Genomic DNA, 17160 nt, shown 5'->3' with positions numbered 1-17160 from the left:
TGTTAACAAAGTGAGCTTTTTTTAAGCCTGCAGCTCCAGCCCGGCCAGACGTCGCCAGTAGCCGTTGCACTCGCTGTTGGCGGTCAACGGCAGCGGGGCCGCGCCATTCTCGTTGGCGCGGAAGGCGTCAATCATGGCGAAGGTTTCCGGGCCTAATGGCGACAGACGCACCATATCTACCAGGCCGTGCATCGAGGCCAGCTCGTTGCCGAGGTTGTAAACGTAGCCGCTCATGGTCTGAATACCGTTCAGGACAAACACCTGCTGATTCTCCTGTGACAGCACGCTGCGCCCGTTCGGATACTTGATGCAGCAGGTTTCGCACTCGTCTTTCGGCAGGTTCTCTGAGCGCGCAGTAAAGCAGCGGGCGGAATAGGCCAGCGGCAGATGACCATAGCTCAGCACTTCCACCTCGAACTGATTGCGGATCCCCAGCTCGTCGCACTGGGCCAGCACGTTGACCAGCCAGTCACGGGAAAGCTCCACCGGCATACACCAGCGGGTCATGCCCTGTTTAAGCAGCAGACGCAGGGTGACGGCGTTATAGCAGTTAAGCGCATGCCCGGCGACAAACGGCAGCTTGCGTTCGGCGCACAGGTTCACCACGCCGAGATCGCTCGCTTCCAGCAGAAAGTCGCCGTTATCCACGTAGCGTTTCAGTTCGTTCAGTTCCGACGAGGCCTGCACCAGCGCCAGGGTGGAGAGCACCACCTGCTTGCCGCTGTCGGCGAGGCTCTTCGCCATCTCCAGCCAGTCGCCGACTTTGGTGGCGCGACGCTTACTGCACACCGCCTCACCGAGATAAATCACATCGGCCTGGCTGGTTGCCGCCTGCTGGTAAAAATCTTCCAGCGTCTCTTTTGACCAGTAGTAGAGCACCGGTCCTAATGAATATTTCATGCGTTATCTCACTGCCATTTACGGTGATACGCGCCCAGCGTGGTCTGGGTACCTTCGGACATGGCGCCGAGGGTCTCCATCCATGCGGGCTGCGGGGCATACTGCTTTGGATCCGCCATGCAGCGATCGATCGCCTGACGCCACACTTTTGCCACCTGGCTGACGTATGCCGGGCTGCGCTGACGGCCTTCGATTTTCACCGACGCGATATTGGCCGCCAGTAGCTCCGGCAGCAGCTCCAGGGTGTTGAGGCTGGTGGGCTCTTCCAGGGCGTGATAGCGTTCGCCATCCACCAGATAGCGGCCTTTGCACAGCGTTGGATAGCCGGCGTTTTCATCGTCCTGATAGCGGTCGATCATCACCTCGTTCAGACGCGACTCCAGCCCCTGCGGAGTCTGCTGCCAGCGCACAAAGCGGGCCGGAGAGCAGGCGCCCACGGTGTTAGGGGATTCACCGGTCAGGTAGGAGGAGAGATAGCAGCGCCCTTCAGCCATAATGCACAGACTGCCGAAGGCAAAAACTTCCAGCGGCACTGGCGTGACGCGCGCCAGTTGCTTAACCTGATGAATAGACAGCACTCGCGGCAGCACCACGCGCGCCACGTCGAAGTGACGATGGTAAAAGCGAATGGCCTCTTCGTTGGTGGCCGATGCCTGAACCGAGACATGGCGCTCAATATGAGGGTAGCGTTCGGCGGCATACTCCAGCATGGCGAGGTCGGCAAGGATCAGCGCGTCGGCCCCCAGTTGCGCCGCCATATCTACCGCGCGCTGCCAGCGGTTATAGCCGTCGGGGTGGGCAAAGGTATTAATGGCGATATGCAGCTTGCGGCGATGCTGGTGCACGAAGCTCACCGCTTCCTGCAGCTTTTTCTCGGTAAAATTGAGACCAGCGAAGTGACGGGCATTGGTATCGTCCTTCAGCCCGATATAAACCGCATCGGCGCCGTTTTCGATGGCCGCCTTAAGCGCCGGTAGATTTCCAGCAGGGCAGAGCAGCTCCATAATTTATCCTGACGTTCGCAGCCCCAGAGGGATGCAAAATTGTTATCGAACAGCGATTTTAATTAACCATCAGGCGACAAATTTTGATTTAAGGCAGCTAATGGCGTATTGATGGCACCAATAATGGATTACGCCGGACGTCAGTTTGTTGATTTACGCCGCTATACCAACGACTGGATATGGCAAAATATCAGGACTATAGATATCAGGGAGTATTGCTCGTGCTGGATAAACTGCGTTCACGTCTCGTACAATTTGGTCCATCGCTGCTGAGCGTGCCGGTGAAGCTGGCACCCTTTGCGCTGAAGCGCCAGGTGTTGCAACAGGTACTCAGCTGGCAGTTCCGCCAGGCGCTGGCGGAGGGCGAGCTGGAGTTTCTGCAAGGACGCTGGTTAAGTATCGAAGTGCGGGATATCGGCCTGCGCTGGTACACCTCCGTTGAAAATGAACAGCTGGTGGTCCGCGAATCCGCAGAAGCGGATGTCAGCTTCAGCGCTGATGCCAGCGATCTGCTGATGATCGCGGCGCGTAAACAGGATCCTGATACGCTCTTTTTCCAGCGTCGTCTGGTGATTGAAGGCGATACCGAGTTAGGTCTGTATGTCAAAAACCTGATGGATGCCATTGAACTGGAACAGATGCCAAAGCCGCTGCGCGTGGCGCTGCTGCAACTGGCCGATTTTGTCGAGGCGGGTTTGAAAACGCCGCCGGAAAGTAAACACACTTCTGTAGGTGAGCCATGTTGATTCGAGTAGAGATTGGCATCGATGCCCCGGGTATCGATGCCTTATTACGCCGGACCTTTGAAGGGGACGGTGAAGCGCAACTGGTTCAGGACCTTCGTGAGGATGGCCTGATTACGCTGGGCCTGGTGGCTACCGACGATGAGGGGCAGGTGGTCGGCTACGTCGCTTTTAGTCCGGTCACCGTGCAGGGCGAAGAGCTGCAGTGGGTCGGCATGGCGCCGCTGGCGGTAGATGAAAACTACCGTGGGCAAGGTCTGGCGCGTCAGCTGGTCTACGAGGGGCTGGATTCGCTTAATGAGTTTGGCTATGCCGCAGTGGTCACGCTGGGCGATCCGGCGTTCTACAGCCGTTTAGGCTTCGAGAAAGCGGCCCATTACGATCTGCGCTGCCGCTGGCCGGGCACCGAGTCGGCATTCCAGCTGCACCCGCTGGCGGATGATGCGCTTAACGGCGTCAGCGGCCTGGTGGAATACCACGACCACTTCAATCGCTTTTAATCAGCGGCGTTTGCAGGCTCTCGCGTAGCGCCTCAAACGACCCATCGCCACTGACGAGGCGCTCTTTCTGGCGCTTCGTCAGCTGTTTGATCCGGTACTCCAGCCGCAGCGCCAGCGAACGATCCCCTACGACGGCGGAAAACGCCAGCGTCAGCTCCCCTTTGCCGCGTAATGCCTTCGCCCCTTTTCCCGTCTGATGTTGCAGAAAGCGGCGCGGCACATCGGTAGTAATGCCCGTATAGAGCGCATTATCAGCGGTTCGAACAAGATAGAGAAACCAGCACACGGCGAAAGATTCAGTATGTTAAGGTGAACGCACCTTAGCACGAGAGAGAAGCGAAATGGAAACTCTGGCCGCCATCAACCGCTGGCTGGCGAAGCAGCACGTTGTCACCTGGTGCGTATACCATGACGATGAGCTGTGGTGCGCAAATGCCTTTTACTATTACGACCCGCAGCGTGTGGCGTTCTACGTGTTAAGCGAAGATAAAACCCGTCATGCGCAGATGAGCGGCAGGCTGGCGAAAGTAGCGGGCACCGTCAATGGGCAGCCGAAAACGGTGGCATTGATCCGCGGGGTGCAGTTTAAAGGGGAAATTCGCCGTCTGGAGGGGGAGGAAAGCGACGCGATGCGTAAGCACTATCTTCGTCGCTTTCCGGTTGCCGCCGCCATGCCAGCTCCCGTGTGGGAGATCCGCGTGGATGAACTCAAGTTCACTGACAACACGTTAGGCTTTGGCAAAAAACATCACTGGCTACGCGCCGAGTAAGCGCAGCGCCTCACGGTTAAAGGCGATCAGATCCTCTGGTGTCCGGCTGGTAACCAGCTGATCTTTATCGACCACTACCTCTTGATCGTAAAAATCCGCTCCGGCGTTTTTCAGATCGATGGCGATCGATTTCACGCCTGTCAGTTTGCGACCACGCACCACTTCGGCGCTGATCAGCAGCTGCGGGCCGTGGCAGATGGCAAACACCGGTTTACCGGCGGCGACAAAATCACGGGTAAAGGTCACGAAGCGCGAGTCGCTGCGCAGTGAGTCCGGGGAGTGACCGCCAGGCAGCAGCAGGGCATCAAAGTCCGCAGGCCGCACCTCGTCGATAGCCTTATCAATGGAAACGCTGGCTTCACCCTTATGGCCTTTCACCGTTTTTCCCGCCTGTTTTTCGATTGTAATCACCTCATGTCCCGCTTTGCGAAACGCCTCGGCAGGCGAGGTGAATTCTGAATCTTCAAACTCGTCGGTGATCAAGACTGCAATTTTCTTGCTCATGCTTCCTCCGTTGTTTTGGCTTCAGACAGCTTTTTCTTCGCTTGTGGTAAATACTTAGCAATGAGACTACTAAGTGTGGTTGAAGAGCATGAAATCGCATACGGACTAATCTGCAAAGGAGGAATAATGAGTCAGGTTTTAATTACCGGCGCGACCGGCCTTGTGGGTGGGCATCTGCTGCGTATGCTGATTCAGGAGCGGAAGGTCAACTATATTGCCGCCCCAACCCGTCGCCCGCTGGGGGATATCGAGGGCGTCTTTAACCCGCACGATCCGCAGCTGACCGACGCGCTGGCGCAGGTTCAGGATCCGGTGGACACCGTCTTTTGCTGTCTGGGCACTACACGGCGTGAGGCGGGCAGCAAAGAGGCCTTTATCCATGCCGACTACACCCTGGTGGTGGATACGGCCCTGACCGGCAAACGGCTCGGAGCGAAGCATCTGCTGGTGGTCAGTTCGATGGGAGCCAACGCGCACTCGCCGTTCTTCTACAACAAGGTGAAAGGCAAAATGGAAGAGGCGCTGATTGCCCAGAAGTGGGAGCGGCTGACCATCGTGCGGCCGTCAATGCTGCTGGGCGATCGGGAAAAACACCGCTTCAGCGAATCACTGTTTGCACCGCTATTTAGCCTGTTGCCTGGCAATCTCAAGTCGATAGACGCGCGCGATGTGGCGCAGGTGATGCTGCAGGAGGCGCTGAGCGCGTCCACGACGGGCGTCAATATCATTCCGTCAGCGAAGATCAGGGAGATGGCGCAGGGGGAGGGCTAATGGCCCTCTGCCGATGGCAGAGGGCAGGGAAGGTTACTTGATGTAGGTAAAGGCGGTGGTGACGTGCTTCACGCCGCTCACCCGGCTGGCGATATCCGCCGCCGCTTTGCCTTCACGGTCAGTCACCAGGCCGAGCAGGAACACTTCGCCGTTCTCGGTGGTCACCTTCACGTTAGACGATTTCACCTGATCGCTGCCCAACAGCTGGGAGCGCACTTTGGTGGTGATCCAGGTGTCGTTGGAGGCATCGCCCAGGCCAATCGGCTGACCCTGGCGCACTTCGTTAAACACTTCGGTGGTGCCTTCTACGCCCATAGCGATCTGCTTGGCGCGGGCGGCGAGTTCGGTATTGGGTGCCTGGCCTGCCAGCAGAACTTTGCCCTGGTATGCCGTAACGTTGATGCGCGCTTCTTTCTTAATCTGTTGGTCTTTGGACAGAGCGCTGTTCACGCGCAGCTCCAGAGTGCTGTCATCCACCTGTGTGCCCACGGAACGCGGGTCAGTTGCGGCTTTGGTGCTCACTGCCGCGGTACCCACTACCGCTGCAGCGACACATCCCTGAAGCAGCAGCGCAGAAATAAGGACTGCGAGGGGCGAAAGTGCCTTCATGTAAACTCCTTAATCATCCTGGTGAGGGAAAAGCGTGTTATCAATCAGATCGCATAAACAGTTCACCGTCAGCATGTGCATCTCCTGAATGCGCGCGCTGCGGTGGGAAGGAATACGGATCTCAACATCATGAGGACCTAACAGCCCCGCCAGCTCGCCGCCATCGTAACCGGTCAGCGCGACGATGGTCATGTCGCGCGTGACGGCGGCTTCAACGGCTTTGACGATGTCGCGGCTGTTGCCGCGCGTAGAGATAGCCAGCAGCACATCACCGGCATGCCCTAACGCACGCACCTGTTTGGCGTAGATCTCATCATGAAGACGATCGTTAGCAATCGCCGTTAAGACCACGTTATCGGTATTAAGTGCAATGGCAGGTAAGCTGGGACGCTCTGTCTCAAAACGATTAATCATACTGGCAGCAAAATGCTGTGCGTTGGCGGCCGATGTGCCGTTGCCACAACAGAGGATTTTGTTGCCGTTGAGCAGGGACTGTACCAGCGTCATCGCCGCGCGGGAGATGGCGTCCGGCAGCGCTTCTGCCGCTGCGATCTGAGTCTGAATGCTTTCGGTGAAGCACACCTTAATTCTTTCGAGCACGGTATCCCTTAACGATCTGATTTACGCGTCTGCGCCGAAGGCGTTTTTGAACCATTCGATGGCGTTTCCGGTGAAGGCTACCACATCGAACCGGCAATCCACAGTATCAAAGCTGCCATTATGCCGGACAAGCCACAACTGGGCGGTGAGTAATAATTTTTGTTGCTTGGCCCGGGTCACGCTGGCGGCGGCCCCGCCATAGCGGGATGACTGGCGGTAGCGCACCTCGACGAACACAATGGTCGGGCCGTCCTGCATGATAAGGTCAATTTCACCGCCGCGCGCGCGAACGTTGGCGGCGATAAAGCGCAGTCCGTTGCGCTCAAGCCAGCGACGCGCCTGAAGCTCGCGCGCGTCGCCGGTCTGTTTGCGGGTTAGCTGGCCGGAACGATCTGTCCTTGCTGGTATTTGAGCCATGATAACTTCCTGTTAATCACGCAGTCCTGAGTGGCGGTGAGATCGCCGGTATTGCCGCTAATTTCAAAGCCTGGCACCTGGCGCATCTGGGTGAAATGGTTTGCCAGCGTCCAGGCGTCCACGCCCATGGCATACAGACGCGCCAGGGAGTAGTCGTTACGTACGCTGCTCAGCGCCTGTTGCATCAGCGCTGGGTTGCTGCCTGCCAGCATCGGGATCTCGCTGTATTGCAGGCCATCCATCTCGAGACGGAAGTCCGGGCCAGCGGTGCCCTGCGCGCTGCGCGAGCTGGCATACAGCGATACGCCAGCCTGGCTGCCGTTACGCATGGCGATCATCGGTTTGATAAAGGCGATCTCTTCCGGGGTGGCGACGATGTAAGCCGCATCGACGCTGCCGCCGCCGCTAATCTGCGCGTCCGTAGGCGGGGCCGGGATAGTCAGGCCGCCAATGGTCACGCCCTGCTGCTGCGGCAGGCTGGAGGTGACCGGGCTACCGCTCAGGGCAATGCCCGCTCCGCCGTTAACGCCCGCGCGCAGTTCGGCGCTTGAACCAAATTTCTGCTGCAGAACAATGCCGCCGCCGAGCTGTTGCCACTCCTGGGCAAAGGCGGTGGCGACGCGGTCACCCAGCTGGCTGCGCGGGATCAGCAGCAGAGGGGCCTGCTTACCTTGTTCGTGAATATGACGCGCGGCATCACGGGCTTCGTCTTCTGGCGACAGAGCGAAATAGCAGACGTTCGGGCGATTCTGCACCTGCTCCGGCTGGTTAAGGGCCAGCACGTTCAGCGGGGTGTTGCTCTTCATCAGCTCTTCAACGTTGTTTTTCAGCAGCGGGCCGACCACGATGCTGGCGCCATCCTGCTGGACCTGGTTCAGTACCTGGTCGAGCGGCTGGGTGCTGGTGTCATATACCTTCACCTCGGCGGCCGGGTTGGACGGTGCCTGAGGCGCCTGCGCGGTAGCAGGTGCTTGCGCTGGATCCTGCACGCTGTTATCCGGCGCGGTGGCTGGTTGGGTAATCTCAGGGGCCTGGACCGGATCCTGCATCGTCCCTTCCTGCACGGCGACAGGTTGGGCCGTGGTCAGGTCATTGGTTTCGGCACTGGACGGGCTCACGACGTCACCGGCATTGGCCGCCTGGGCGACCTGGGCAGGAACGGCACTACCCGTGACGGCAGCGGTGCCATTTCTCGCCGCGTCAAAACCCTGCTGGATCGTGCGACCAAACACCGCGGCCTGGCCACCCAGCGGCAGCAGCAGGGCGATTTTACTGGTGGAGGCAGGCTTGAAGTTCTGCACATTGACCAGCTGCGTTGGCAGCATGGTCGCTCCCGGGTTGTTCGGGTAACGGGTCTGCCAGTCTTTGATCCCGGCTTTCAGCATGTTCGGATCGTTGCGGTTATCGAACCAGACGCGCTGCAGATCCAGCCAGCCCTGCAGGACATTTTCGTCGGCGTTAATCACCAGCGCATTGGCCTGATCGGGATTCATGGCGGAGAGCGTCTGCCAGGTGGCATCGATATTTTTCTGTTTTTCGGCGGCGGCGAGCAGCGGCTCCTGAGCAATCAGCGCCCGCAGCAGCGTCAGGGAAGGGCGTCCTTGTTCCGCGGCGATACCGGCCTGCCAGAAGCGCGCCTGCTGGTTTTTATCCAGCACGCTGACGTCGATATTCCCGAGGATCTTCTTCGCCCCGGCCATGTCGTTCTGCGCCACTTTCAGTTCCGCGGCCAACACGAACTGCTCATAGCGCTGGCGGTCGCTTAAGTTTTGCGGCAGTTGCTTAAACAGCTCGACGGCACGCTGGGTTTTACCCTCTTTTAGCAATGCACGAATGGCGAGTAATTGCCAGTTGATCCGGGTATCATCTGAGCTCTGCTCCATCTGGTGCAGATAGAATCCGGAGTCAGCCTGCGCGGCACCCTCCAAATGGGCAGCACTTTGATCGGGCACCTGGGTACCGCAGCCAGCAAAGATCAGGGCTGCCAGCACCAGCGGAAGGCTGCGCGTGACTTTATTATGAAGAAACGTTAAGGGTACCATACTGTATCCAGTGATATTTTTTACGCAATGCTCAATATTAAATCGGCAATACGGATGAAACAATGAAACAACACGAAACGGCAGATAATTCTCAGGGTCAGCTTTATATTGTACCTACTCCTATCGGGAATTTATCTGATATTACCCAACGTGCGCTCACCGTGTTGCAAAGCGTTGATCTTATTGCGGCTGAAGATACCCGCCACACTGGCCTGCTCTTGCAGCATTTTGCAATTAACGCCCGCCTGTTTGCCCTGCACGATCATAACGAGCAGCAAAAAGCCGCCATGCTGGTGGCTAAGCTAAAAGAGGGGCAGAACATCGCCCTGGTGTCCGATGCCGGTACGCCGCTGATTAACGACCCGGGATATCACCTGGTTCGCACCTGCCGCGAGGCCGGCATTCGCGTCGTGCCGCTGCCGGGGCCGTGCGCCGCTATTGCCGCCCTGAGCGCAGCGGGCCTGCCATCAGATCGTTTCTGCTATGAGGGTTTCCTGCCCGCCAAATCAAAAGGCCGTCGCGATGTGCTGAAGGCGCTGGAAGCCGAACCCCGCACCCTGATCTTCTACGAATCCACCCACCGTCTGCTGGAGAGCCTGGAGGACATGGTGGCCGTCTGGGGCGAAGCCCGTTACGTGGTACTGGCGCGCGAGCTGACCAAAACCTGGGAGACCATTCACGGCCTGCCGGTTGGCGAGCTGCTGGCATGGGTGAAAGAGGACGAAAACCGCCGCAAGGGCGAGATGGTGCTGATTGTCGAAGGGCACAAAGCGGAAGAGGACGCGCTGCCTGCGGAAGCGCTGCGTACCCTCGCCCTGCTGCAGGCCGAACTGCCGCTGAAGAAAGCGGCGGCGCTGGCGGCAGAGATCCACGGCGTGAAAAAGAACGCGCTGTATAAATATGCTCTGGAGCAGCAGGGGGAGTAAACCCAGTGAGCCATTATCAGCCACCTTTTACGATTACATCTGCAATCCTTAATCTGGTGGTTGAGACGGGAGAATTGCTGGGACACTGGGCTGCGTATACGGGGCGAGCTTCACCATTACTGCGCAAAGAAAATCGTATTCGCACCATCCAGGCGTCGTTAGCCATTGAACATAATTCGCTGACCACCGGGCAGGTTACCGCGATTATGGAAGGAAAGCGGGTGCTGGCCCCGGCAAAAGATATTCAGGAAGTCAGAAACGCCATCCAGGCTTATGAACACCTGAACATCTGGCAAGCCAGTCGTCTGAACGATTTGCTGAGTGCTCATCGGCTTCTAATGAAAGGGCTTGTAGATAACCCCGGGCAGCTACGGCGGGGGGACGTCGGGATCTACCGTGGGAACCAACTGGTGCACATGGCACCTCCTGCGTCTCAGGTACCTCGTCTGGTGGATGAGCTGCTTGGCTGGCTGAGTACCACAGACCTGCACCCGCTGATTGCCAGCTCCGTATTCCACTATGAATTTGAATTTATCCATCCTTTTGCCGATGGCAATGGCCGTATGGGCCGCCTCTGGCAAACCCTTATTCTCAGCCACTGGCGTACCGAACTGGCCTGGCTGCCCGTAGAAACGCTGATCCACTTTCAGCAAGAGCGGTACTACGCCATCCTTGGGCAGTGTGATAAAGCCAGCGACTGCACGGCGTTTGTGGAGTTTATGCTACAAAATCTTGCCGATGCGCTGCGTGAAAGTATTTCGACGCCTCATGCAATGTCGGAAGAAATGTCGGAAGAAATGTCGGAAGAAATGTCGGAAGAAATGTCGGAAAAAGAGAGTGCCATCCTGCAACTTCTGATTGCCCAGCCAAAGATGACAGCTTCCGTCCTGGCCTCGGTGCTCGGAGTAACCTCCCGTACGGTAGAACGCTATCTCAGCGCATTACAAAGCAAGGGTAAGGTACAACGAGTCGGTGCCAGAAAAGGAGGATACTGGCAGGTCATTAGATAGCCTGCCCGTGTCCTGTCAGACGATAATTATTTCAGCGTCGCATTTGCTGAGCAACTCTTTGTCCTGTCGGCTAATCCCCTGGTCCGTAATCACACAGTCAATCTCCGCCATCGGCAGCACCTGGTTGAACCCACGACGGTTGAACTTACTCGCGTCCAGCACGGCAATCACCTTATGCGCTGCCGCCGCCATCACGCTGCTGATGGAGTAGCCTTCGTTGAAGGTGGTGATGCCGTTGGTGGTGTCGATCCCGTCGGCCCCGACAAACATTAAATCCGCACTGATACCCGCCAGCGAGCGCTCGGCGATGGTGCCATGCATGGAGTGGGTCTTATGGCGCACCGTACCGCCGCAGACCACCAGGGTGATGTCTTTGTTGTCCGACAAGGCGAACGCCGCAGGCAGGCTGTTGGTGATCACTGTAATGTTGGCTTTCTTTGCCAGCGCTTCAGCGATCAGCATGGTGGTGCTGCCGCTGTCCAGAATCACCGTCATCCCTTCCTCGATCATCGCCACCGCCGCCAGGGCGATGCGTTTTTTCGGATCGCTGGCGAGGCTGTAGCGATCTTCCAGCAGCACTTCCTGGCTTTCGTTTTCGCTCAGATTGCTGCCTGGCCTGGCGGCACCGCCGTGAAAACGGGTCACCAGCCCTTTCTCTTCCAGTAGCCGCAGATCGGCGCGAATGGTCACTTCGGAGATGCCAAAAGAATTCGAAAGGTCGAGCACTAACACGCTGCCGTTGGCATTCACCAGATCGACGATTTTGTTCCTTCGCTCAAATGAGTTCATTTTGTTTTGCCTGATAATTAACTTACTCCAGTTTAATCGAAGGGATGCGAAAGGTGAACGCTAACGTTCGAAAGTAACTGTGAGCCAGCTCCGGTTGCTGGCTCCTTTGCTTAGTCCAGACGCAGCAGGATTTTGCCCTGCATCGGTGAGCCATTGAGTGCCTGAATGGCACGGGCGAAACTCTCGCAGTCGCAGGTATGAGCGATCAGCGGCGCCAGCTGCAATTTTTTCTCTTTGAGAAGCCGGGCGGCGGTCTCCCACTCTTCGCCTGGCCAGGGCGCAGAGTAGTTCATCCAGCTGCCCAGCAGGGTCAGCTCTTTACGCAGGATCTTGCCAAAGGTCGCGGCGGACAAATTCAGGTCGTGATGCAGGGTCCCCACCAGCGCCAGCTGGGCGCGGGGCCCGGCGATGTCGATGGCGAGGGCGACAGTTTGCGGCGTGCCAGCCGTCTCCAGTACCAGCTGATCGAAACGTGTTTCGTGCAGGGCGGCCAGCATCGCCTCTGCGCTCAGCGTTTTGCTGTTGAATACCCGGGTTGCCCCCAGCGAGGTCGCCAGCGTCAACTTATCGTCATTGATATCAATAGCGGTGACGCTGGCCGCACCCAGCGCCAGCGCGCACTGCATGGCCAGCAGACCGATGGTGCCCGCCCCCACGATGATCACATTTTTGCCCTCACAGCCCCGGGCAAGATGGAACGCGTGCAGCCCCACGGTAATCGGCTCGATAAAGGCCCCGTCTTCGATGGACATCTCTGCAGGCAGGCGGAACAGGTTGGCGCGCTTCACCACGATGTACTCGGCGTTGCCCCCTTCGCTGCGGGAGCCGACGAACTGGTACTGCTTGCACAGTGAGAAGAAGCCTTTTTCACACTCCGGGCAGGAGAAGCAGGGCAGCAGCGGCACGCAGGCCACCGCATCGCCCGCCTTCAGGTCGTCGATGCCAGAGCCACAGGCATCAACGTAGCCGCTGAATTCGTGTCCCAGGGTAATGGGGTAGTAGTGGGCTCCGTTGGCGAAAATACGCGGGATATCCGAACCGCATAATCCCGAGCAGACCACGCGCACGCGCACGTCATCCGCAGCCTGAATGTCCGGAACAGGGCGCTCTTCAACGCGCACCTGGCCCTCAGCATGAATTACCACTGATTTCATGATTCACTCCAGAAAAAAGAGGGGAGCAGCGCTCCCCGGATATTAAGAAACCGTCTGGCTCTGTGGAGCCTCAGCGCGTTTTTCTGCTGCGCTAAAGGCCCGGGCACGACGCCAGGTGAGCAGCACGCCGGTGATATAGATGGCACCAATCACCACAAATCCCACCACGTTTTGCCAGGTAAAGAGCTGGATCAGCAGCCAGGTGACGGGCGATCCGCCCTGGTCCATCGACGCCACCATCCCGCCCGCTTTCAGCGCGCCGGCATTCTCGGCCAACTGCGTGTGCAGGCCGATGGTCTGGGTGGCGATCCACAGGGTGATGCCCATAATCATGACGCCGGAAATCAGAGTGCGGAACAGGTTGCCCTGATGCACCGCCACCGCCATGGCGACGAAGAAGCCGATGGTGGCGAGGTCGCCAAACGGCAGGACCTGGTTACCCGGCACCAGTACCGCAATCAGGATGGTCAGCGGGATAAAGATCAGGCTGGCGGAGACCACCGAGGTATGGCCCAGCAGCAGCGCCGGATCGAGGCCGATTAAGAACTCCTGCCCGCCAAACTTCGCCTGCAGACGCTTACGCGCATGTTTGGCAATTGGGGTCAGGCCATCCATGATCGGCTTGATGACGCGCGGCATCAGCAGCATCACCGCGGCGGTTTTCACCGCCAGCTGCAGGACGTTTTTGGCGTCGTAACCGGCCAGCAGACCGATGACCAGCCCCATCACGAAACCGACGGTGACCGGTTCGCCAAATGGCCCAAAGCGTTTCTGCACGTCGTCGGCGCTGAAGTGGATGCGGTTAAGGCCGGGGATCTTCTCAATCAGGGTATCGACCAGCACCGCAATCGGGCCAAGGTAGGCGGAGGAGCCGTGCGGAATGGCAATCCCTTCGAGGCCGAAGAACTCCCGCGTGTCTCTGGCAAACCAGTCCCCCAGTTTGTAGACAAAGGCCGCGTGGAGCACCACGCCGAGGATCCCGAGCCAGTAAGAGCCGGTCGCCAGATGCAGCATCGCGCCGGTAAAGGTCATGTGCCAGATGTTCCAGATATCGACGTTGACCACGCGGGTCATGCGAGTGACCAGCATCAGCACGTTGACACCAATCGCCACCGGGATCGCCACCAGCGCAATCTGCGAGGCCCAGGTCATGGGCGATGAGCCCGGCCAGCCGACGTCCACCACGTGCAGGTTAATCTGGAACTGTTCCGCCATCGCTTTGGCCGCCGGGCCGATGGAGTCGAGCATCAGGCCGATCACCAGCCCAATTCCGACAAAGCCAATCCCGATATGCAGACCGGATTTAAAGCAGTCGCCCAGCTTCATCCCCAGCAGCTTCGAGAAGATGATGATGACGATGGGCAGCATGACCGTCGGCCCCAGATCGAGGATATACCGCATGATTTCGGTAAACATGATCTTACCCCTTGAGGATGGTCAGGATTTTTTGCTGCAGGGCTTCAATGCCGACGCCCGACACAAATGGCATGCCGTGAACCACCGGGATGTCGCCAAAGGTACGGTCGACTTTCGCGGTGGTGCAGATCAGATCTGCGCCATCCATATAGGTTTCAATTTCAGTCACCCGACACTGGACCAGATCCAGGGTGATATTGTGGGCATCACACAGCTCTTTGATCTCTTCGGCGGCCATGGTGGAGGTAGCAACGGCTCCGCCACAGGCAACGATAACTTTGCGTTTCATAGGGTACTCCTTCTTATTATCAGTCTGTTATGAGGCACGCTTGCAGGGTTCGGCCATCAAAATGGCTTCCTCAAACAGGGCCTTTAGCTGGTGGTCCGGCGCGGTCAGCAGCGCCTCCAGCAGGGTCGGGTTTTGCAGCTCACTAAATAACCGGCGCAGCAGGGTGAGCTGCGCCGCAGGGTTTTCCACGATCAGGGCGATAATCAGCGACACGGCAATCTCCGCATCGTCATCCGCCTGTTGAAAATGCACCGGCTTGTTCGGACGGATCAGGTAAAGTGCCGGCTCTTTGGCGTGGACCGCCTCACAGTGCGGGATCGCCACGGCATGTCTTTCCAGGGCGATACCGGTGGGGAACACCGCCTCCCTTTCCAGCAGTGCGGCAGGGTAAGTGGCATGGACCACCCCCTTCGCCAGCATCTCCTCGCCGATATGAGCCAGCGCCTGCTGGCAGGTGGCAAAATCAATGCCGGTACGGACAAACAGTTTGCTCATGGTTCCTCCGGGGTTCAGGCGGCGTCAGGGGCGCAGCCGTAGCGGTACGCGCGTAACACGTCCTCTATTTTGTCGATGACCAGCGCCTGCGGTGTTGGGGCGAGGGCCCGGGCGGTAACGCGTTCAAACTGCACCGGCAGGTACTGGCTGATCAGCCCCAGCGGCAGGGTCAGGGTGTCCAGGTTAGCGAGCAGCTTGTCCACGCTCTGACGGATCCGCGGGTGCGGCCAGTAGTAGCGGATGCGGTCTGACAGGCTAAAGTGAATATCCACCATCGCCTGGCTCCAGGTCGGGCGATAGTACTTTTTCCAGTAATCCGGCTCGTTGAGCATCACCTCGTCGATCACCTCCAGCACGCGGCTGCGGTTTTCGGGGGCGATCAGCGCCGCTTCCATCTGCGCCAGGGCGAAAATCGCCTCGCGCAGGGCGAAGGTGAGGGCCGGGCCAACCTTCAGGATCGCAAAGTGATCCCGCACCAGCGCCCGGTACGCCTGTCTGGACTGGTAATCGGTGGAGTGGGCTTCATAGACCATCGGCGTCTGGCGGATCCACCCCGACAGTGCTTCGGCGGCCTGCGGCTGGTAATGAATAATTTGCGTATGGTCGAACTCCACGCCGGGTTGCACCACGATGGCAATCACCCGGCTCATCGCCGCATCCAGCCCCAGCGCGTGAAACGCCGCCTGATGTGTGTCGAGGGTGCGGGCGGCATCCTCCACCCGGGTGACATGCACGCTGTCGATGCTGCTGGCCTCGCCTCCCGGCACCGGCACTTCGGTGCCAATCACGTAGGTCAGGGCCGCTTTCTGCGCGTCGGTGGCGGTCTCTTCTGCCGCCTGGCACAGTCGTGCCGCCCGCTGGGCCACGACTACCGGATCCAGCGGGATGGGATCGTCGGCGCAGGACATCGACGCATCAAGATGGATTTTGCTGAAGCCCGCGGCCACGTAGGCCTTAATCAGGGCAACAGCTTTTACCATCGCCGTCTCTGCGGGCTCGTTCTGCCAGCAGTTGGGCCCCAGATGATCGCCGCCGAGGATCAGCCGTTCCTGCGGGAAGCCCACCTTTTCGGCTATGTTCAGTACAAAATCGCGGAAGTCCGCCGGCTTCATGCCGGTGTAACCACCATACTGGTTCACCTGATTGGACGTGGCTTCGATCAGCACGCTGTTGTCGCTCGCCAGGTCAAAGCGCAGGGCGGCTTCAATCACCAGCGGGTGCGCTGAACAGACGGAGCAGATGCCGAGATGCTCTCCCGCTTTGTGGCGGGTAATAATATTTTTCACCGTTTCCTCCGGGTCGTGGGGTTCAGAGTTTGCCTTCGCAGCCGCAGTCATGAATGACTTTGCGGACCACCTCTTTCATGGCGGCTTTGGCGGGGATCATGTAGTGACGGGGATCGCTGGCCTCGGGGTGATCGGCCAGGTAATTTTTCAGGGCGTCGGAGAACGCGATTTTCAGCTCGGTGGCGACATTCACCTTGCAGATGCCCAGCGCAATCGCCCGACGAATATCAGCGGCAGAAAGGCCCGAGGCACCGTGCAGCACCAGCGGCACCTCTACCTGATGGCGGATCTCCGCCAGACGTTCAAAATCAAGCTTTGGCGTGGCGGTGTAGAGGCCATGGGCTGTACCGATGGCGACGGCAAGGGAGTCGATGCCGGTCAGCGCCACGAACTCGCGGGCCTGCTGCGGATGGGTATAAAGGGCGTCTTTGCTGTCGACCACCAGGTCATCTTCCTGACCACCCAGTCGCCCCAGCTCAGCCTCGACGCTAACGTCATAGCGGTGGCAGTAGTCGGTCACCATTTTCACCAGCGCCACGTTGTCGGTAAACGGCAGGTGCGAGCCGTCGATCATTGCCGAGCGCACCCCCGCCTGCACTTTCTGCGCGATATCCTCGAGCGTTTCGTGATGATCGAGATGGATCGCCAGCGGCTGGTTCCAGGTTTTTGCCAGATCGTCCGCGATAGCCACGATGTTGCCGATCCCGGCGTAGCTGAAGGTGCCTGGCGTCCCGGCGACGATCAGCGGCGAGCGCAGCTCGGCGGCCGTCTCGACAACCACCTGTAGCGTTTCGAGATTATGAATATTGAATGCCGGAACCGCGTAACCTTCCCGCTGGGCCTTACTGAGCATCGCTTTAGTCGAAATGATGGTCATCCTTCCTCCGAAACCTTTCGTTTGTTTTCTTCGAAAGAAGATATAGTGTTTCGGAATG

General features: G+C 58.6%; 20 protein-coding genes and 1 pseudogene. 6 read left to right on the top strand and 15 right to left on the bottom strand.

The window, feature by feature from the left end:
* Nucleotides 1-21 precede the first annotated feature (21 nt).
* Nucleotides 22-900, bottom strand: coding sequence for a U32 family peptidase (locus M8318_RS08685; RefSeq protein WP_261644864.1), 879 nt, complete (start codon nt 898-900; stop codon nt 22-24).
* A gap of 8 nt (nt 901-908) precedes the next feature.
* Nucleotides 909-1904 carry a ubiquinone anaerobic biosynthesis protein UbiU gene (gene ubiU, locus M8318_RS08680; protein WP_262662000.1) on the bottom strand — a complete coding sequence of 332 codons (996 nt, stop codon included), beginning with the start codon at nt 1902-1904 and terminating at the stop codon, nt 909-911.
* A gap of 221 nt (nt 1905-2125) precedes the next feature.
* Between ubiU and ubiT the strand changes: the two genes are divergently transcribed.
* Together ubiT and M8318_RS08670 are read left to right on the top strand one after the other, a co-directional pair.
* A complete protein-coding gene (ubiT, locus tag M8318_RS08675) occupies nt 2126-2650 on the top strand; it encodes a ubiquinone anaerobic biosynthesis accessory factor UbiT (protein ID WP_106994801.1) in 525 nt (174 codons plus the stop codon).
* Nucleotides 2644-3147, top strand: a complete 504-nt coding sequence (locus M8318_RS08670) for a GNAT family N-acetyltransferase (RefSeq protein WP_106994800.1) — start codon at nt 2644-2646, stop codon at nt 3145-3147. The genes ubiT and M8318_RS08670 overlap by 7 nt, the downstream gene beginning before the upstream one ends.
* Here M8318_RS08670 and M8318_RS08665 read toward each other — a convergent pair.
* Nucleotides 3134-3474, bottom strand: a pseudogene (locus tag M8318_RS08665) (GIY-YIG nuclease family protein). The gene M8318_RS08670 and the pseudogene M8318_RS08665 overlap by 14 nt on opposite strands.
* 14 nt (nt 3475-3488) lie before the next feature.
* On the opposite strand from M8318_RS08665, the gene M8318_RS08660 reads away from it, so the two are divergent.
* Complete coding sequence (locus M8318_RS08660) at nt 3489-3917, top strand: YhbP family protein (protein WP_262661997.1); 429 nt, start codon at nt 3489-3491, stop codon at nt 3915-3917.
* On the opposite strand, the gene M8318_RS08655 is transcribed toward M8318_RS08660, so the two are convergent.
* Nucleotides 3903-4421, bottom strand: coding sequence for a type 1 glutamine amidotransferase domain-containing protein (locus tag M8318_RS08655; protein ID WP_106994797.1), 519 nt, complete (start codon nt 4419-4421; stop codon nt 3903-3905). The genes M8318_RS08660 and M8318_RS08655 overlap by 15 nt on opposite strands.
* Before the next feature lie 126 nt (nt 4422-4547).
* Between M8318_RS08655 and M8318_RS08650 the strand changes: the two genes are divergently transcribed.
* On the top strand, nt 4548-5192 hold the full coding sequence (locus M8318_RS08650; protein ID WP_106994796.1) for an NAD(P)H-binding protein: 645 nt from the start codon (nt 4548-4550) through the stop codon (nt 5190-5192).
* Nucleotides 5193-5225: 33 nt separating this feature from the next.
* On the opposite strand, the gene dolP is transcribed toward M8318_RS08650, so the two are convergent.
* Genes dolP through M8318_RS08630 form a run of 4 tightly spaced genes read right to left on the bottom strand, consistent with a single transcriptional unit; the run spans nt 5226 to nt 8860 of the window.
* Complete coding sequence (dolP, locus tag M8318_RS08645) at nt 5226-5801, bottom strand: division/outer membrane stress-associated lipid-binding lipoprotein (RefSeq protein WP_106994795.1); 576 nt, start codon at nt 5799-5801, stop codon at nt 5226-5228.
* A 9-nt stretch (nt 5802-5810) separates the two neighbouring features.
* Nucleotides 5811-6401, bottom strand: a complete 591-nt coding sequence (gene diaA / locus M8318_RS08640) for a DnaA initiator-associating protein DiaA (RefSeq protein ID WP_032614385.1) — start codon at nt 6399-6401, stop codon at nt 5811-5813.
* Between the two features lie 21 nt (nt 6402-6422).
* Nucleotides 6423-6818 carry a YraN family protein gene (locus M8318_RS08635; RefSeq protein WP_166184197.1) on the bottom strand — a complete coding sequence of 132 codons (396 nt, stop codon included), beginning with the start codon at nt 6816-6818 and terminating at the stop codon, nt 6423-6425.
* Nucleotides 6776-8860, bottom strand: coding sequence for a penicillin-binding protein activator (locus tag M8318_RS08630; protein WP_262661994.1), 2085 nt, complete (start codon nt 8858-8860; stop codon nt 6776-6778). The genes M8318_RS08635 and M8318_RS08630 overlap by 43 nt, the downstream gene beginning before the upstream one ends.
* A gap of 62 nt (nt 8861-8922) precedes the next feature.
* Here M8318_RS08630 and rsmI point away from each other — a divergent pair, with 62 nt between their 5' ends.
* Nucleotides 8923-9786 (top strand): 16S rRNA (cytidine(1402)-2'-O)-methyltransferase, encoded by an 864-nt coding sequence (gene rsmI, locus M8318_RS08625; protein WP_262661993.1) that lies wholly within the window; start codon nt 8923-8925, stop codon nt 9784-9786.
* A gap of 5 nt (nt 9787-9791) precedes the next feature.
* The gene (locus M8318_RS08620; RefSeq protein WP_262661991.1) at nt 9792-10796 is read left to right on the top strand and encodes a Fic family protein; all 1005 of its coding nucleotides are present in this window, start codon (nt 9792-9794) and stop codon (nt 10794-10796) included.
* A 15-nt stretch (nt 10797-10811) separates the two neighbouring features.
* On the opposite strand, the gene M8318_RS08615 is transcribed toward M8318_RS08620, so the two are convergent.
* The 7 genes from M8318_RS08615 to M8318_RS08585 all read right to left on the bottom strand — a co-directional run bounded on the left by M8318_RS08615 (nt 10812) and on the right by M8318_RS08585 (nt 17102).
* Nucleotides 10812-11585, bottom strand: a complete 774-nt coding sequence (locus M8318_RS08615; RefSeq protein WP_262661989.1) for a DeoR/GlpR family DNA-binding transcription regulator — start codon at nt 11583-11585, stop codon at nt 10812-10814.
* Between the two features lie 110 nt (nt 11586-11695).
* Nucleotides 11696-12739, bottom strand: coding sequence for a galactitol-1-phosphate 5-dehydrogenase (gene gatD / locus M8318_RS08610; protein ID WP_262661988.1), 1044 nt, complete (start codon nt 12737-12739; stop codon nt 11696-11698).
* A gap of 42 nt (nt 12740-12781) precedes the next feature.
* Complete coding sequence (locus tag M8318_RS08605) at nt 12782-14155, bottom strand: PTS galactitol transporter subunit IIC (protein ID WP_262661987.1); 1374 nt, start codon at nt 14153-14155, stop codon at nt 12782-12784.
* Between the two features lie 4 nt (nt 14156-14159).
* A complete protein-coding gene (gene gatB, locus M8318_RS08600; RefSeq protein ID WP_106994788.1) occupies nt 14160-14444 on the bottom strand; it encodes a PTS galactitol transporter subunit IIB in 285 nt (94 codons plus the stop codon).
* Nucleotides 14445-14471: 27 nt separating this feature from the next.
* On the bottom strand, nt 14472-14939 hold the full coding sequence (gatA, locus tag M8318_RS08595) for a PTS galactitol transporter subunit IIA (RefSeq protein ID WP_262661986.1): 468 nt from the start codon (nt 14937-14939) through the stop codon (nt 14472-14474).
* Between the two features lie 14 nt (nt 14940-14953).
* Complete coding sequence (gene gatZ / locus M8318_RS08590) at nt 14954-16225, bottom strand: tagatose-bisphosphate aldolase subunit GatZ (RefSeq protein ID WP_262661985.1); 1272 nt, start codon at nt 16223-16225, stop codon at nt 14954-14956.
* A 22-nt stretch (nt 16226-16247) separates the two neighbouring features.
* A complete protein-coding gene (locus M8318_RS08585; protein ID WP_262661983.1) occupies nt 16248-17102 on the bottom strand; it encodes a tagatose bisphosphate family class II aldolase in 855 nt (284 codons plus the stop codon).
* Nucleotides 17103-17160 lie beyond the last annotated feature (58 nt).

Origin of the sequence: Leclercia tamurae, from assembly GCF_025566055.1 — a bacterium.
GTDB lineage: Bacteria > Pseudomonadota > Gammaproteobacteria > Enterobacterales > Enterobacteriaceae > Enterobacter > Enterobacter tamurae.
This window is presented reverse-complemented; position numbering and strand designations above follow the sequence as displayed.

What these genes read in the sequence shown, in the direction of transcription:
- M8318_RS08655 (WP_106994797.1), bottom strand. Translation starts at nt 4,421, where the DNA reads ATGAGCAAGAAAATTGCAGTCTTGATCACCGACGAGTTTGAAGATTCA.
- M8318_RS08650 (WP_106994796.1), top strand. Translation starts at nt 4,548, where the DNA reads ATGAGTCAGGTTTTAATTACCGGCGCGACCGGCCTTGTGGGTGGGCAT.
- M8318_RS08660 (WP_262661997.1), top strand. Translation starts at nt 3,489, where the DNA reads ATGGAAACTCTGGCCGCCATCAACCGCTGGCTGGCGAAGCAGCACGTT.
- M8318_RS08605 (WP_262661987.1), bottom strand. Translation starts at nt 14,155, where the DNA reads ATGTTTACCGAAATCATGCGGTATATCCTCGATCTGGGGCCGACGGTC.
- gatD (WP_262661988.1), bottom strand. Translation starts at nt 12,739, where the DNA reads ATGAAATCAGTGGTAATTCATGCTGAGGGCCAGGTGCGCGTTGAAGAG.
- M8318_RS08685 (WP_261644864.1), bottom strand. Translation starts at nt 900, where the DNA reads ATGAAATATTCATTAGGACCGGTGCTCTACTACTGGTCAAAAGAGACG.
- rsmI (WP_262661993.1), top strand. Translation starts at nt 8,923, where the DNA reads ATGAAACAACACGAAACGGCAGATAATTCTCAGGGTCAGCTTTATATT.
- M8318_RS08630 (WP_262661994.1), bottom strand. Translation starts at nt 8,860, where the DNA reads ATGGTACCCTTAACGTTTCTTCATAATAAAGTCACGCGCAGCCTTCCG.
- gatB (WP_106994788.1), bottom strand. Translation starts at nt 14,444, where the DNA reads ATGAAACGCAAAGTTATCGTTGCCTGTGGCGGAGCCGTTGCTACCTCC.
- ubiU (WP_262662000.1), bottom strand. Translation starts at nt 1,904, where the DNA reads ATGGAGCTGCTCTGCCCTGCTGGAAATCTACCGGCGCTTAAGGCGGCC.
- dolP (WP_106994795.1), bottom strand. Translation starts at nt 5,801, where the DNA reads ATGAAGGCACTTTCGCCCCTCGCAGTCCTTATTTCTGCGCTGCTGCTT.
- M8318_RS08615 (WP_262661989.1), bottom strand. Translation starts at nt 11,585, where the DNA reads ATGAACTCATTTGAGCGAAGGAACAAAATCGTCGATCTGGTGAATGCC.
- gatA (WP_262661986.1), bottom strand. Translation starts at nt 14,939, where the DNA reads ATGAGCAAACTGTTTGTCCGTACCGGCATTGATTTTGCCACCTGCCAG.
- M8318_RS08585 (WP_262661983.1), bottom strand. Translation starts at nt 17,102, where the DNA reads ATGACCATCATTTCGACTAAAGCGATGCTCAGTAAGGCCCAGCGGGAA.
- M8318_RS08635 (WP_166184197.1), bottom strand. Translation starts at nt 6,818, where the DNA reads ATGGCTCAAATACCAGCAAGGACAGATCGTTCCGGCCAGCTAACCCGC.
- M8318_RS08670 (WP_106994800.1), top strand. Translation starts at nt 2,644, where the DNA reads ATGTTGATTCGAGTAGAGATTGGCATCGATGCCCCGGGTATCGATGCC.